Raw genomic sequence first — 16,778 nt, 5'->3', positions numbered from 1 at the left:
AATGATTACGTTTTTTGATATGTAAAAGATAACTTAGAAACAAACATTACATATATCACTTATTCTCTACCGCTGCATTTCCTGACAAAAGAAGCCATCATCTGTTTTCCATTCCGCATATAATACGTCTTCAAATTTAGTAATTCCTTTTTGCTTAATTTGTTTATAAAGCCATCCTTCATCAAATCCCGCTTCCCTCAAATTATCCTTAACTACTTTTCCATCACTAATTAATGAAATTGGTAAGTATACAGGCTTATGTTTTAAACTTAAATCATTTATAGTAGGAGATTCGTATTTACTTTTTTTCAGAACGCTTATGTTTCCGTTAGGCTCCAATATCATATATTCAACTTCTCGGATTGAAAATATATCTTTTTGTTGTCTTAACATTTGTTGTAATTGGTTAATGTCCAAATGATTTGATTTTAATTGTTCTCTATCAATATGCCCATTACGAATGATAATAGAAGGGTATCCTTCAAAGAACTTTCTTGTCCTTCTAAATTTTTGTGTTATTACTTCTATTGCGTAAATTAATATTACCCATACAAACACAGCGTATAAAATAGACCATACTCTCACCTCAGGATCATATACAGTGTTTCCAACTAGTTCTCCGATTACAATCGCAGAAATAAAATCAAAAGGGGTTAGCTGTGATATTTGTGTTTTCCCTAATATTTTAGTAGCAATTAATAAAACAAAAAAACCAACAAAAAGTTCTATCGTTATTTGTCCAAGATGATTCATATGTGTTCACCTTTCTGTAATATGAAATATAACGTTTTTATTCCTATTCACATTTCTATACAATACTATTGCGATTCATTTTTTCTATTATCATGCCCATTCACACCCTATATATCCAATACATACAAAGCAAAAAGAGTCTAGTTCAAAATAATATTTGAACTAGACTCTTTTATGCTCATTTAGAATACACAATCTTTTTAATCGTTTCCCCAGAAAGAAAATATTCTTCTGCAAGTTGATGAATAGCAATCCCACTTTTAAACGCTTCTTTAATTGCTTTATTTCTTTCATCTAGTTGTTTTCTTCCGCCAGATCGTGTACCCCATTTATAATGTTTCGTTTCTTGTTTCGGAATGTAAATTGTTTCACCTTGTATATACTTTTGAATTTCAGTAATTAAACTCTCTGGTAAAACAGCATTAGCTTTTACGTATTTCATTTCTGCTCGCCCCTTATTTTTTATGGTTCATTTCAATAAGGTGCAAAGCCAAATATAAAAAATGATACGAGCTCATATAGGCGATTGTATATTACTTGTCTACCTCACGCAAAGTATCGCCATTTCCATACTTGGCTTTGCATGAGACGTTGCAGTGTCTGGCAATTGAATTATAATCGCCATATAAACACCTCCTAATATACCTTTTGCATTTTATTATATGATAAAATCCCTCTCCTTGCATCTTCATACTTTTTCAGCAATAAATAATTAATTTTGATATAATACTTTTTATTGAATCAAAAATCATTGTGAGGTTACGTTATGAGGAAAAAAATTATCATTACAATCGTTACACTATTCTTTATTATCACGGCATTATTCGGAACATACAAATTGATGAACGCAAGAAGCTTTCAATTATTTGGAGATTTAACACAACGCGTAGAAACAAATGAAAAAGTGATCGCTTTAACTTTTGATGATGGCCCTACTAACAATGTAAAACAAATATTACCGTTACTAGATAAATACAACGCTAAAGCTACTTTCTTTTTAATTGGAAATGAATTAGAGAAAAGTCTATCATTAGGAGAAGCTATCGCGCAATCTGGGCACCAGCTTGGAAACCATACATATTCTCATAAAAGAATGATTTTCAAAACACCTTCTTTTATTAAAGATGAAATAGAAAAAACGAATTCATTAATCCGCCAAACAGGATTTACAGACGAAATTGATTTTAGACCGCCTAACGGAAAAAAATTAATTGGACTACCCTATTATTTAAATAAAAATAATATTGAAACGATTATATGGGATCTTGAGCCCGATACTTTTTATAAATCTGCGGCTGATAAAATTAAATATGTTAATAAAAATGTAAAACCAGGTTCTATCATTTTACTGCATTCTATGTATGATGAGTCTGATGACAATTTAAAAACGATTGAAGGTATTTTAGATTCTTTATCTAAGAAGGGCTATCAGTTCGTAACAGTAAATGAATTGCAAAAAAGAGCAAAATAAAAAGAAAGGTAGCGTATCTTTGTATGATACGCCACCTTTCTTTTTATATAATGCCAAGTACATTTAAGAATACGATAATAATCGCAATTGGTGCGATAAAGCGAAGTAAGAATAACCATAATACGAATAGTTTATAACCTTTATTTTTACTTACACCTAGCTCTTTCATTAATACATCTTTCTTCATTTTTAAAGGAACAAAGATAGAAACTAATAATACACCAAGTGGCATTAATACGTTACTTACTGCATAGTCCGCTAAATCAAAGACTGTCTTTCCGAAAATCTTCAGATCACTTAATATACCGAATGATAATGCTGATGGTACCCCAACAACGAAGATTAATAACCCTACGATTAAGGCCATTTTTTCACGTTTCCCTTTACCTTTTGATGTTAACGACGCAACACTAATTTCTAACATCGAAATTGCTGATGTAATCGTAGCGAAGAAGAATAGTAATAAGAAAACGATGAAGAATAATTTTCCGAATGCCATTTTACTGAAAATAGCTGGCAATACGATAAATAATAGTCCTGGTCCTTGAGATGGTTCCATTCCGAATGCGAACACAACTGGGAAAATTGCAAGTCCTGCAAGTAATGTAATAACAAGAGTTAATGCTACGATAGAAAATGCTGAACGTGGTAAGCTTTCTTCTTTCGGTAAGTACGAGCTATACGTTACCATAACGGCTACCCCGACAGATAACGAGAAGAACGATTGCCCCATTGCGTATAAAATAACTTCTGATGTTACATGTGAGAAATCAGGTTGTAAGAAGAAACGAACTCCTTCTCCAGCACCATCTAATGTAAGTGCACGAACGATTAATACAAAGAATAAAACGAATAGTGCTGGCATGAAATATTTATTTACTTTTTCAACACCATTTTGTACACCTTTACTTACGATGAAAATAGTAATAAGAATGAATAATAGCTGTGATCCAACTGCTAAATATGGATTGGAAATGATTTCACCAAACGTAGCTTCGTATGCTCCATTTCCTTCCCATAGTCTACCTGTAATTGCATTCCATAAATATAATAAAATCCAGCCTCCTACAACACTGTAAAAAGAAAGTAATATGAAACATGTTACAATTCCTAATTTACCTAACCAAGGCCATAACGTTTTAGGAGCAATCTCTCTATATGCATCAACAGCCTCTTTTTGTGTACTTCTTCCAATAACAAATTCAGCTAATAATAGCGGTAAACCAATTAATAATGTGAAACCGATGAAAATTAGGAAGAACGCTCCGCCTCCTCCAATGCCGGCCATATATGGGAATTTCCAAATCGCCCCAAGACCAATTGCCGAACCTGCTGCAGCTAATACGAAACCTAATTTCGATGTCCATTGCTGTGAATTCATTTATTAATCTCCTCTCTGTCTCTTTTTCTTTGTTACAATTCGGTATTTATATTGTTCTATCAATACTCTTTTCTAATACGTTCACTTCCTCCCTAATAATAAAAAACGCCCCTACGTAAATACGTAGGGACGACAAAAATATCGCGGTACCACCCTAGTTGTGAAGAATACTAAGAAACCACCTAAATAAAAATGCCCCTACGCAAAAACGTAGGGACGATAAAATATCGCGGTACCACCCTAGTTATGAAGCCACACCAAAGTTAGGACCTAAATAAAAAACGTCCCTACGTAAATACGTAGGGACGATAAATATCGCGGTACCACCCTAGTTGTGAAACAATCTTCACCACTTTATTTGATAACGGTATAAACTACCGTCTTTCATTTCCTCATAATGCGAGATTTATGAAAGATGCTCCAGGACGAACTTCATGAATAATCTATATACTGATTCACACCAACCATCAGCTCTCTGAAATAGGGAGATATTCACTACTATACCCTTTCATTGCCCAAATATTATTTTCCGAATTGATTACTATCATTTTTATCACACATTAAAAATAGTGTCAACTTATATTTTGAATTTTTATGTATTACAATCTATTTAAAAATTTGAAATATAAGTTTTAGTTTAGAAAACAAGTAGATTAGTACATAACGAATTCTAACAGGCAATAGAAAAAGAATTACGTATTATTGATACTTATTCCAGAAGAAAAATCATCTAGAAACATAACCTATCTCTATCTGTATTAGTTTTTAAGAGTTTGATGGATACCAAGAAAATTTCGCATCACTATCCAGTGGTCTATTTTTCGTTTCTTCTTTAATTACACGAAACCATTCATTTAAAATTTGAGTTTTGGGCAATTGAGCAGCAAGGTTATCTTCCCAAATTATATGTGAGAACCAGGCTTTCGTTTCCCATTCAAACTGCAATTGTGCGAACGAAATTATAGGGTGATCAGCTTCACGAAATTGCTCATTTACTGCATTTGAAACTTCTGGAGCTTGCGGTAACAACTCGTTCTGAATTCTATTTCTTATCGTCACATTTTCTAGCTGATCCCAGAAATACAATTGCCCATTTATTTGATAAAAAATATCAAATGAAGCCTCACCTTTCTTCAAATTCAATAATACGAAAGCACGTTCCACATCATTGTCAGCCGCCTTTACAGCATTAACAATTATATTTTGTGCCATTGATACCCAGTAACTAGTCGCTTCCTCTACCGGTGATTCAACATACAATTCTTCACTTAATTCATGAAGAGTGGCTTCTTGCTCATTTACTTTTTCAACTTTTTTAAAAAACCTATTAAAAAAACCCATAACTTCCCCCTTATTACTGTTTTCTATTTCACAAAATAAAAAATAGATTTTTCTTGCTCATCCACATTTACTCCTGGCGCGTATGTATGAACTTGTTGCAACACTTCTTCTATTAGCAACTCTAACTCCTGCACACTATTTTCTGGATTCCCTATTAATGTGTCCGCCATACGTTCATATAATTTTTCAGGTTTAATAGTCATTCGTTCCACATTATTAGGCATCCATTTAAACGCTGGATGATGTACGTACATTTTATTCAAACCAAATAAAACACCGAATACGTTCCTTTGTACTTCGCAAATAACGTCATAAAGCATAAGCCAATCTTTCCGTTTTAAAAGCGCCTTTCGATTGTGCCAACGATTACTTAACCATAGATTTTCTGAAATCATCCGTTTTACTAGTTCATCTGGATATGCCGCTACTTTTTCTTTTAATTCATTCACTTTCCCTTCTCCATACAAACTAACACCATCATGAACGGATGATACAATACATTGTTTTTCATAACTTATATCATATTGATCCACCACATCCGAAATCACTTTCTCTACTGTCTCTGTTAAAAAGTTACTAATCTCTAATTTAATTCCCTCTTTCGTTAAATACGTTTCCGACCATTCTTCTTCCTCATACGGATGATACGATAATATTTTCCCATCAATATGATAAATAGGGGCCCTACGATCCTCATCTTCCGGCGGTGTTGACCATAAAATATGTAATTCTATATCTGAATGTTCATCTTCAAGCTTTCTAGCTACTGAACCCGCTAAAATAATGGCTTCTACTTTCGGATTTTTCCTATAAATCTCTGACATCTCTATCGCTTTCTCTTTTAATCCCATTTCATTTCCCCCTAAAATTGCAGTAATCCCCTATATTCCATTTATCTATTTCGATATTACAGCTTGCATTACCTTTTCAAATTCCTACTGCATCATATTTCTATCCAAAAGCGCTGAATAACTTCACCAGTACGAGAAGAAACTATTTCATTTTCTAACACACCGCCGACCTTTTGAATCGTTTTAGCAGAACCGATATTGGATTTATCGCAAGTTATTAATACTTTCTGCAATCCTAATTTTTGCGCTTCAGCTAATGCAAGCTTTAGTTGTTTCGTAGCGTAACCGTGGCGACGTTTATTCGGATGGACACTATATCCAATATGACCGCTTTCCCGTAATAATTCTGGATTTAATCTATGTCTAATATTCACAAAACCTATAAGTTCTCCTTTTTCAAAACTTAAAAACTGACTAGATGGCATTCGATTAGCTAGTAAATTTTCTCCTAATTCTTGTTTACTCACTTTTTCAAACCATTCATCAAGAGAATCAAAGTTTTGTAAAGAACTACTTCCATATGGTTGTTCCCCTGAGTGTAAAAACGCGTGTCTATACGCTGTAATATGCTCACTATATTCATGGGTTGGTTTTAATAGTTTCATTGTTCTTCTCCCCCTCTTTATTCCATAAAACAAACACCTTAATAGCAGTTATTCACTATTAAGGTGTTTCTATCCTTTTTATTCAAATAACCCCATACTCAAATAACGTTCACCTGTATCAGGCGCAATACATAAAACTTTTTTACCAACGCCTAGGCGTTTCGCTATCATGATTGCAGCGTAAACAGATGCTCCAGAAGACGGACCAACTAATAATCCCTCTTGTCTAGCTAAGTTTCTCATTGTCGTTAAAGCCTCTTCGTCTGCAATTTGAATAATTTCGTTATACACTTCTGTATTTAAGTTTTTCGGGATAAACCCTGGGCTTGTTCCTACTAGTTTATGAGGACCTGGTACACCACCTGATAAAACGGGAGATCCTTTCGGTTCCACTACTGCAATATATAAGTTTGGTAATTTCTCTTTTAACGTTTCACCAGTCCCTGTAATCGTTCCGCCTGTTCCTGCCGTTGCAACAAAGGCGTCAAGCTCTCTATCCATTTGTTCATAAATTTCAAGCGCAGTCGTATAGCGGTGAATATTCGGATTAGCTGGGTTTTCAAATTGTTGCGGAATAAAACTATTCGGTATTTGCTTTTGCAATTCTAACGCCTTCGCAATTGCTCCTGGCATTCTTTGTTCTGCTGGTGTTAAAACTACTTCTGCTCCGTATGCTTTCAATAAATTAATACGCTCTTTTGACATATTATCTGGCATAATTAAAATCGCTTTATACCCTTTAGCTGCTGCATTCATCGCTAAACCAATCCCTGTATTCCCGCTTGTCGGTTCAATGATTGTATCTCCTGGTTTGATGAGACCATTTTCTTCTGCAACGTGAAGTAAATTATAAGCAGCACGGTCTTTCACACTGCGCGATGGATTAAACATTTCTAGTTTCACATACACATCTGCTGCGTCTTCCGGAATAAATTTAGATAATCGGACGACAGGTGTATCGCCTATTAATTCTGTTACGTTTTCACATAATTTCATAGCGCATCCCCTATTCTATCGTTTTCTTATCACTTGGCAGTAACCATGAAGTGAGTCCAATTAATGGTAGACAACTACATAATAGCATAATAAATTGCAGGCTATATATATCTGCTAATTTCCCAAGAACTACTGCACCTAATGCTCCAAGTCCAAACGCAAGACCTACGATTAATCCTGACACCATTCCCACTTTTCCAGGTACAAGCTCTTGTGCATATACAACAATTACACTAAAACTACTTGAACTAATAAAACCGATACATAAAAATAACGGTACGACCCACACAAGTGAGACATGTGGTAATAACAGTGCAAGTGGCGCTGAACCTAACATTGAAAATACGATGATATTTTTCTTACCAAATCGATCTGCTAACGGTCCTCCGAAGAAAGTTCCTAACACACCAGCAATCATAAATGCGAATACGAAATACTGGGCATTTTTTATAGATAAACCGTAATGCTCTATTAAGTAAAATTGATAGAAATTCCCGATACCAGCACCGTACCAAGAGCGTACAAAAGTAAGAAAAACAAGAAGTATAATAACGAATTTAATGTGTGTACTTACAATTGCATTTTCCGCCTCAAGCGCAGCCCTCTTCTTCCTTCTTACAGCGCCGGTTGCTAATTCATTTTTGTACCAATTCGATACGAAAATTAATAATACAATTCCTACTGCTGCAAATGCTGTAAAACCTAATGAACCAATTTGACCGAGTGGAACGAAAATTAGCGCTGTAAAAATAGGAGCTAAGGAATTCCCCGTGTTTCCCCCAACTTGATAAATCGCTTGCGCTAACCCTCGTTTTGCACCTGCCGCCATATACGCAACACGAGCGCCTTCTGGATGAAAAACTGCGGAACCTAAACCAATAAATAAAACAGAAATAATAACAATAATAAAGTTTGGTGCAAACGCGAGTCCAATCATTCCAAGCATGCTTGAAAACATACCGAGTGGTAATAAAAATGGTGATGGCTTCTTATCTGAATACATACCAAACACCGGTTGCATAATCGATGACGTCATATTTAAAGCAAACGCAATCCACCCTACTTGCATATAGGATAAATTCATCGTTTTTTCCAAAATAGGAAACAACGCCGGCACAACTGCTTGCATCGAATCATTTAAAAAATGCCCAAAGCTAATCGCAAATAAAATTCGATATATTGTCGGTGTTTCTACAGTTTTTTTGTGTGAAACTGCCTGCATATGTGAATCTCCCCTTTCTGTACAAAATATATATTTATTACAGTAGGTGTAATAAATTCTGACTTTTGAAACATTTCTATTCTATACTGCTTTCATTTCTTTTTCCAGAAATATAACTTAACTCCCGTCATTGGCTTGCATCCTTGTAACTTTCAGCGGTAAAACAGTACAAAAAAAGACAACCCAATCACATACTGGGTTGCCTCTTACATTAAATTGCAAAATGCTTATACTTCTCGTAATCACTCGTCTTACATTCTATTTCTAATTTGGTACCTTCGTTTTCGTAACTCGTAGATAAAACGTGTGCATGATTATTGAAATACGAAACTACCTGTCCTTGATCATACGGAATTAACATTTCACATTTCGTATATTCTTTATAAATATGGGAACGAACCATTTCTACAAGCTCTTCAATTCCAACATGTTTCTTCGCAGATAAATACACGCGGTCTTCTTGTACTTTCGGAATTTCAACATCCACCATATCTGATTTGTTATAGGCATAGATTGTTGGAATATTTTCTACTCCAATTTTCTTTAACGTTTCATTTGTAATATCAATTAATTGTTCATAATTTGGATTTGCGTAATCTACAACATGAATAAGTAAGTCTGCTTCCGCTACTTCTTCTAATGTTGAACGGAACGCCTTCACAAGATGATGTGGTAATTTACTTACAAATCCAACTGTATCTGTTAATAAGAATGATTTATTATCTGGCAAATCAATATTTCGTACAGATGTTTCTAACGTCGCAAATAACATATCTTTTTCAAATACTTGTTTTTCTTCTGTACCATTATAAATTTCAAGCATTGCATTCATCGTCGTAGACTTTCCTGCATTCGTATAACCTACTAATGCTACTACAGGTATTTCAGTTTTCTTACGTTGCTTTCGCTGCGTTTGACGCTGGGCAACGAGCGCTTCTAAATCTTTATTTAAAACTGAAATTTGTTCTTCAATTTTACGACGATCTAACTCTAACTTCTTCTCACCGACACCTTTATTTTTCGTACCAACGCCGCCGCTCTGTCTTCCTAACGATTCACGAAGACCGATTAAACGAGGCATCATGTACTGAAGGTGTGCTACTTCTACTTGTAGCTGTGCTTCTTTCGTTTTCGCACGTTGCGCAAAAATATCTAAAATTAAAATGGTACGATCAATTACCTTACAATCTAAATCCTCTTCTAAATTTCGAATTTGTGAAGGAGATAATTCATCATTAAAGATGACCATATTCGCATCTATTTCTTTTACATACGCTGCTACTTCTTCAATCTTTCCTTTTCCGATATAATGCGACGGATTTACTCGTTGTAAATTTTGCGTTACTTGCCCAATTACCTCTACATCACAAGCTTCCGCAAGATTTGTTAACTCTTCCATCGAATATGCAAAATCACCTTCATTACCTAAATTTACTCCAACTAAAACTGCTCTTTGTAATACTTCTTCCATATATTTATTCCTCCATTTCGATTACGTAAAATAAAAAACACAGGTCGCTGCCTGTGTTTTCGTAAACGGATAAGGGTTCACCAAAGAAATAGAAGAAAGCTATGCTTTCATCCTATCTCATAGTCAAAAAGTCCCAAGATTATATACGTATCCACAATAAGTGTTCACCTATACAATCCCATTCTATTTATAAAGGCAAAACAAAAAGAGGGCGTATTCGTCCCTCCCTCTTTTTCACATATAAGCTTAATAAAGGGTTCCTTTAAAATAGGCAGACCAATCCCGTTCACTCTGTACACAGACAGAGCCTTTGAGCGCTATTCAATTATTGGCACAAAGTATTGAGACGTAATCTGATTAAGATCAAAGGAAGCCCCTCCGTTCATTTTAAGTTACATAAAGTGTAGCATAAGTAATTCGCCTTCACAAGGTTTAACAACCTATATCACGCTAAAGAAAATCTTTATATTTTTACTTTAATCGTCATTTTTTGCGAGTTTTTCTCACAATAAAAATAACAAAAGCAATTATCAATTTTAGAAACTTCTCTTATATTATTTTTACAACACTCGATAAATCCCTTCATAGTAAGTTAAGTCGTTCAATACACCAAAAATCTATATTGACATTTTTATAACCTGATATCAGTATCAGGTTATAAAAATAAAAATTAGGAGATGTTCCTATGCATTCTAAATCTCGTATTACTGCAATTGGTACTTATGTTCCAGATCAAATATTGTCTAATAACAATTTAGAAAAGATGGTCCATACGAATGATGAATGGATTGTACAAAGAACAGGAATTAGTGAAAGAAGAATCGCTAGCGAAGAAGAATACTCCTCAAACTTAGCCATTAAAGCGATTGAAAATTTATGTACAACATATAAGAAAAACTTAGAAGATGTCGACTGTATCATTGTCGCTACTACTACTACTGCTGATTACGTTTTTCCTAGTGTTGCTTGCCAAATACAACAATACTTCAACATACCTCATACAATAGCTTTTGATTTAAATGTAACTTGTGCTGGTTTTACATATGGACTACACGTCGGTAATAGCTTAATCACTTCTGGATCACATAAAAAAGTACTTGTCGTAGCGACAGAGACATTATCTAAAGTTACTGATTATACCGATAGAACGACCTGTATTTTATTCGGTGATGGTGCTGGAGCTATTTTATTAGAAAGAGATGAAAACACCCAAAGCTTTATCGCTGCTCACATGGGAACAAACGGTAATGGCGGCATTCATCTATACAGAACAAACTTATCTACTACTATGAATGGCACACCACTGCAAACAAATGAAAAAATCGTTCAAAATGGAAGAGAAGTATATAAATGGGCAACACACACAGTGCCAAAAGGCATAAAAAATTTATTACATACCGCAAATATGCAAGTAGATGATATAGACTGGTTCATACCCCACAGCGCTAACTTACGAATGGTCGAATCTATTTGCGAAAAATCTCAAATTCCAATACAAAAAACATTAACGAGCGTGGAATATATGGGGAATACCTCTTCAGTCACCATTCCACTCGCTCTAGATTTAGCTATAAAAGAAGGGAAGTTAAATAATGGAGACACACTTTTACTATACGGATTCGGTGGTGGTCTTACACATTTAGGGCTTATTGTAGAGTGGAATTTAATTTAAGTGTATAAAAAGAGGCTCTAGTCAGTAACTAGAACCTCTTTTTCATTTAATTTCTTGCCCCTTTTCGAGACCATATCACAACAGGAATAAGTAATAACGCTAACACGCCTCCAGCCAATGACAATACCGCATAACTTGAATTCGCTACTACCATACCTGACATCGCTCCACCAGAAGCTCCAGCTAGCGCAATAAAAACATCTATTTTCCCTTGTGTTTTAGCACGTGTAGACGGTGTTGTGGAATCAACGATTTGTGCTGTACCACTTATCAATCCGAGGTTCCATCCTAGCCCAAGTAAAGAAAGAGCAACGATTAATAATAATAAAGAATCACTTGGCGCTATCGCAGCTATGACACCCGCTGCAAGTAAAATCACTCCACCAGCTATACTCATTGTAGTTCGGCCAATTTTATCAATTAACATTCCTGTAACGAAAGATGGAAGATACATTGCACCTACATGAAAACCTATCACAAGTCCTACTGCACTTAAACCGTGACCGTGGTGTCCCATATGAACTGGCGTCATCGTCATAATCGCAACCATCACTATTTGCGTAAGTATCATTACGATTGCTCCAACTGTAATACCTCGTTTATTTTCTTTCGCTTCTTCTGTTATTGGTTGCCCTTTATATGTATGTTCCTGTTTATATCTTTCTATTATGTTAGCAATAATTAACGGATCTGGACGAAGCATAACAAAAAGAACTAGACCCGCCAGTATAAATGCTGCTGCCGATAGTATGAACGGACCTGCAAGTTTAGGAACTCCAATTGAATGAGCAAAACTTCCCATTACCCCTACTAAATTTGGTCCTGCAACTGCACCGAAAGTCGTCATTACCATCGTAATACTAACAGCCGTTGCTCTCTGCTTCTTATCTGCTAAATCTGTACCTGCATAACGAGCTTGTAGATTCGTGGCTGTACCGGCACCATATATGAGTAAAGAAATAAGTAAAAGAATAATACTATTTGTTAAAGCTGCCATTACAACACCAATTGCTCCAAATCCACCTACTATAAACCCTGTTGCAAGACCTATCCGGCGTCCATATCGTTGCGAAAGCTTCCCTACTATGAAAGCTGCTAATGCCGATCCCAATGTAAACATAGCAGTTGGTAATCCTGCAAATGCATCTGTTCCAAGCATTTGCTGCGCAAGAAGTGCTCCCACTGTAATACCAGCAGCTAGTCCTGCACCGCCAAACATTTGTGAAATGCTGACGATTATTAACGTTCGTTTGTATAGTTTTTGTTGCTCTTCTTCTGTGTACACATGATTATCTATTAAAGCCCCTGCCTTATCTAGCAATTCCCCATCCTCCTTTTAAAATTAAGCCCTCTTGTTAATGTACTATGTATAACGTTACATATTCAATGGCATTTTCCATTCATCCCTTTCATTCTAAAAAACTTTCTAATCATACTCGACTTATCCCATGCTATATTAAAAATACTACTATTCACAATATGCAAGGAGGAAACAATGAAAAAAACAGGCTGCTATAGCCTGTTTTTCTTTACGCTTCTTCTACTAATCTTCCCCTTCTCTTTTTACTCAAAGCTTTCCCTTCCCAAAACAACAAACTTACGAAAGCACAAATTAAAATAATTGGCACACTTGCTTTATATAAATCTGTAAAACTCATAGCCATCTGATTCTTGGCATAATGATTCACATCATTTGAAAATGTGAGTACCTCTTTCTTTATACTTTCCTCTTGTTTTTCAACTTCTTTTGTCACTTGCCTCATAACTTCTTCTCTTTTTACATCTCTATATTCTACTGGAACTTCTCTTAATATTTCATCCGTCTTGTCGCGAATCAATTCTTCCTTTTTCTCTTTACTTAATCCTATTGTCATTGCATTTTGTTTCTTATTTATATTCGACTCTAAACTTTGATTCTCTATTTTCTCTTTAGTCATTTGTAAAATTTCAGTTTGCTCAGCACTATTCACATGAATATTACGCACCTTTTCTTCTGCATAACGATATACTTTTTCTTTATTTACAGTTAAATTGTGAGTTAAGTTAGAGACAAATATTGCAACCGCCAATACAATTCCAACTTGTCGTAACATTGATACAACACTTTGAGAAGCAGTTAACAGTTCTCCTTCAAACGAAGACGCACTTAAAACTGTAATTGGCCCCACTACTAAACCATATCCAACACCTAATATCATACACGGAATAATAATTTCTATATTTGTTGAATGAACATCAATCATTTGCAACCAATAGTAGGAAAGCCCCATAACAAGAAATCCTGACAAAATAATAGTTACTTTTCCGAGTTTTTTAATTAAAGTTGCTGCAACTGGTGAGACAAAAAATATCATTGCTGAAATAGGTGTCACTAAAAAAGCCGCTTCAATTTCCGTTCGACCTTGTAGTTTCGTCAAGAACGTTGGAAGCAATACAGTAACTCCAATTAAAAATAAATTACTTAATATAACAACGATCGACGCTCCGACAAACATTCGATTTTGAAATAACTTTAAATTCACCATTGGATTATGAATCTTTCGTTCTACTAAAACAAATAGAATAAGAGAAATAGTGCTAATTGCATAACAAGACAAAGCAATATTACTTTGCCATCCCCATGTATTACCTTTTACTAATATGAGAGTAAATGAAAAAATTGCTGTACTACTTAATAGTAGTCCTACCCAATCTATTTTTGAGATAATACGTTCTTCATTTTTTATTTGCAGCATAATGCAGCATAAAATGATTCCAAGAATACAAATTGGAACATTTACGAAGAACACCCATCTCCAACCGAAATTTTGTGTAATAATTCCACCTATCACTGGTCCCATAGCAGCTGACAATCCTTGTGTTACTCCTAAAATCGCAAGCGCAACATGCCTCTTAGCTAATGGCATAGCTGATACACCAATTACCATACTTGTTGGAAATAAAATCGCTGCCCCAATGCTTTGTATAAAACGAGAAAAAATAAGAAAATCACCTGTATTAGCAAAAGCGCAAAGTACCGATCCACCACCAAAAATCACCAGACCAAGAACATACATCTTTGCTTTTCCAAAGATATCAGCTATCCGCCCTAACGGAATGGCAAGTACTGCAATCGTCATTGTATAAACATTTAATACCCAAGACATCTTTTCTAATGAAGTATTTACACTCGATTGTATTGCTGGTAAAGCTATATTCATAATTGTCGTATCAATCATACAAAGAAAGATACCTAGACACATTAAAAAGACAATCTTAATACCCTTTGATTGTTCCATCTTTATATACCCCTTTATTTATTGTGAACGCGTTTTTCATTCTTCTGTTTTATTGTTTTCTTCCGCCTCTAACTCTTCTAATTTTTTCTTCAAAGTCTCTACTTGTGCACTATACGATGCAATACCTACATCTAGTGAAATTTCTTCGACGAAAGTAATACCTACTCTCCACTTTTCATATTTCAATCGAAGATCTGCAATGTACGCTTCTTTTCTTTCAATTTCATCTTTAATCCATTTTTTTATCGTCACATCATCACTATAGTTGCCAAAATACATTCTCATTAAAAAATCCGAACGTAAAACATCCTTCTCTACAGGCGTCTGCATATATTGATAAAACTCTTCACGTCCTTCATCTGTAATAAAGTACATTTTCTTATTCGGTTTCCCCTCTTGCATGACAACCTCTTTTTTTATTTTCCCCTCATTCTCCAATTGTCGTAACGTTGGATAAATCATTCCAAAACTTCCATCAAAAAAGTGGGTAAATACGTCTTCAAAAACAATTTTAATATCGTAACCAGACATTTCTTTTCCCATTAATAAACCTAAAACAACATCTCTTCCCTTCAAAGTAAAACCCCCACATATTATATAATCAATATTCATATTAACAATGTTAATATGATTATTGATTATATACCTTATTCTGTTAATTGTAAAATGTTTCTAAATAAAAAAGCCCCATAATTTGGTTTTACCAATTCACAGGGCCATTTTCTTATTTACTCCTTCACACCTACATCTTGCAAAACTTCAATATCCTCTTTCATTTCATAATAATAAGAAGGCAATTCTATACTATGTTCTAAGAAATAATCCTCTATGAATGAAATAATGATTTTTAAAGTTTTCACACGGGCATACAATTTATCGTTACTTTCAATAATATGCCACTTCGCATTTGGCTTACTTGTTCTTTCAAACATGTCTTCCATCGCTTCAACATACTCATCCCATTTTTCACGATTACGCCAATCTTCATCTGTAATTTTCCATCTTTTCAAAGGATTTTTCTCTCTATCGTTAAATCTCTTTAACTGTTCCTCTTTACTTATATGGTAGAAGAACTTCCCTATTATGTAATGGTCATCTGTTAGTAGTTTTTCAAAATCATTAATCTCATCATATGCTCTCATCCACTCTTCCTTTGTAGCAAAACCTTCAACACGCTCAACTAACACACGACCGTACCATGAGCGATCAAAAATGGTAATTTGCCCGTACTGTGGAATTTTGCGCCAGAAACGTTGCAAATAATGGTAACGTTTTTCATGAGGTGCAGGCGCTCCAATTGGATCTACTTGGAACCCACGTGGGTCAAGATGTTCCGTCACCCGCTTAATTGCCCCACCTTTACCAGCCGCATCCCATCCTTCCATAACAAGCATAACCGCGATTTTTTCTTCTTTCAAAATTTGTTGTAATGCTAATAAGCGCCTTTGATATTTTTCGAGTTTCTTGTTGTACTTAGATTTTGATTCAATTTTTTTCGTTAAATCTACTTTAGCAAGATGTCCATTTTCCATAAAACAAATCCCCCTTGTTGTATGACAATGTTATTTTAACATATTTTTGGTAATTTTTTCATATCCTAAAAAGCTGTGTAGGAACATCTCTACACAGCTTCCTTCTCTAATTTCACATCTACAAGCACATTTAACTACATTAAAATAAATAATTTATACGGAACTCTTAGTATATTCTTTTTTTAAAACGTAAAAATAGCCCTTT

Annotated in this window: 15 protein-coding genes and 1 other annotated feature; of the genes, 2 read left to right on the top strand and 13 right to left on the bottom strand. The window is 34.8% G+C overall.

Annotated features, from left to right (window positions below; all coding sequences use genetic code 11):
- Positions 1-66: 66 nt before the first annotated feature.
- On the bottom strand, positions 67-753 hold the full coding sequence (locus AC0ONG_RS07590; protein WP_001015968.1) for a DUF421 domain-containing protein: 687 nt from the start codon (positions 751-753) through the stop codon (positions 67-69).
- A 178-nt stretch (positions 754-931) separates the two neighbouring features.
- The gene (locus AC0ONG_RS07585) at positions 932-1,195 is read right to left on the bottom strand and encodes a CD3324 family protein (RefSeq protein ID WP_000878325.1); all 264 of its coding nucleotides are present in this window, start codon (positions 1,193-1,195) and stop codon (positions 932-934) included.
- 324 nt (positions 1,196-1,519) lie between these two features.
- Between AC0ONG_RS07585 and AC0ONG_RS07580 the strand changes: the two genes are divergently transcribed.
- A complete protein-coding gene (locus AC0ONG_RS07580; protein WP_001227581.1) occupies positions 1,520-2,224 on the top strand; it encodes a polysaccharide deacetylase family protein in 705 nt (234 codons plus the stop codon).
- A gap of 43 nt (positions 2,225-2,267) precedes the next feature.
- Here AC0ONG_RS07580 and AC0ONG_RS07575 read toward each other — a convergent pair whose 3' ends face one another.
- The 7 genes from AC0ONG_RS07575 to hflX all read right to left on the bottom strand — a co-directional run bounded on the left by AC0ONG_RS07575 (position 2,268) and on the right by hflX (position 10,091).
- The gene (locus AC0ONG_RS07575; protein WP_001088185.1) at positions 2,268-3,605 is read right to left on the bottom strand and encodes a sodium-dependent transporter; all 1,338 of its coding nucleotides are present in this window, start codon (positions 3,603-3,605) and stop codon (positions 2,268-2,270) included.
- 298 nt (positions 3,606-3,903) lie between these two features.
- Positions 3,904-4,126, bottom strand: a binding site (T-box leader).
- 244 nt (positions 4,127-4,370) lie between these two features.
- The gene (locus tag AC0ONG_RS07570; RefSeq protein ID WP_000505549.1) at positions 4,371-4,946 is read right to left on the bottom strand and encodes a hypothetical protein; all 576 of its coding nucleotides are present in this window, start codon (positions 4,944-4,946) and stop codon (positions 4,371-4,373) included.
- Positions 4,947-4,969: 23 nt separating this feature from the next.
- A complete protein-coding gene (locus tag AC0ONG_RS07565) occupies positions 4,970-5,797 on the bottom strand; it encodes a DUF4037 domain-containing protein (protein ID WP_000523177.1) in 828 nt (275 codons plus the stop codon).
- A 92-nt stretch (positions 5,798-5,889) separates the two neighbouring features.
- Positions 5,890-6,402 carry a GNAT family N-acetyltransferase gene (locus tag AC0ONG_RS07560; RefSeq protein WP_127725742.1) on the bottom strand — a complete coding sequence of 171 codons (513 nt, stop codon included), beginning with the start codon at positions 6,400-6,402 and terminating at the stop codon, positions 5,890-5,892.
- Positions 6,403-6,480: 78 nt separating this feature from the next.
- A complete protein-coding gene (cysK, locus tag AC0ONG_RS07555) occupies positions 6,481-7,398 on the bottom strand; it encodes a cysteine synthase A (protein WP_000762276.1) in 918 nt (305 codons plus the stop codon).
- A gap of 10 nt (positions 7,399-7,408) precedes the next feature.
- Complete coding sequence (locus AC0ONG_RS07550; protein WP_001149399.1) at positions 7,409-8,620, bottom strand: MFS transporter; 1,212 nt, start codon at positions 8,618-8,620, stop codon at positions 7,409-7,411.
- A gap of 211 nt (positions 8,621-8,831) precedes the next feature.
- The gene (gene hflX / locus AC0ONG_RS07545) at positions 8,832-10,091 is read right to left on the bottom strand and encodes a GTPase HflX (RefSeq protein WP_016077874.1); all 1,260 of its coding nucleotides are present in this window, start codon (positions 10,089-10,091) and stop codon (positions 8,832-8,834) included.
- 685 nt (positions 10,092-10,776) lie between these two features.
- Here hflX and AC0ONG_RS07540 point away from each other — a divergent pair.
- Positions 10,777-11,763 (top strand): ketoacyl-ACP synthase III, encoded by a 987-nt coding sequence (locus tag AC0ONG_RS07540; protein ID WP_016098209.1) that lies wholly within the window; start codon positions 10,777-10,779, stop codon positions 11,761-11,763.
- 46 nt (positions 11,764-11,809) lie between these two features.
- Here AC0ONG_RS07540 and AC0ONG_RS07535 read toward each other — a convergent pair whose 3' ends face one another.
- The 4 genes from AC0ONG_RS07535 to AC0ONG_RS07520 all read right to left on the bottom strand — a co-directional run bounded on the left by AC0ONG_RS07535 (position 11,810) and on the right by AC0ONG_RS07520 (position 16,573).
- A complete protein-coding gene (locus tag AC0ONG_RS07535; RefSeq protein ID WP_127725740.1) occupies positions 11,810-13,084 on the bottom strand; it encodes an MFS transporter in 1,275 nt (424 codons plus the stop codon).
- Between the two features lie 208 nt (positions 13,085-13,292).
- Positions 13,293-15,041, bottom strand: coding sequence for an MFS transporter (locus tag AC0ONG_RS07530; RefSeq protein ID WP_474203547.1), 1,749 nt, complete (start codon positions 15,039-15,041; stop codon positions 13,293-13,295).
- A 36-nt stretch (positions 15,042-15,077) separates the two neighbouring features.
- Positions 15,078-15,617: a PadR family transcriptional regulator gene (locus AC0ONG_RS07525; RefSeq protein WP_000678344.1), complete on the bottom strand. Its 540-nt coding sequence runs from the start codon at positions 15,615-15,617 to the stop codon at positions 15,078-15,080.
- Positions 15,618-15,769: 152 nt separating this feature from the next.
- Positions 15,770-16,573 (bottom strand): polyphosphate kinase 2 family protein, encoded by an 804-nt coding sequence (locus AC0ONG_RS07520; protein ID WP_127725738.1) that lies wholly within the window; start codon positions 16,571-16,573, stop codon positions 15,770-15,772.
- Positions 16,574-16,778 lie beyond the last annotated feature (205 nt).

The sequence above is a fragment of the Bacillus sp. TCT6 genome, assembly GCF_056033845.1.
Note: the sequence above shows the minus strand (reverse complement) of the source record. Positions and strands in the feature narration are given on the sequence as shown.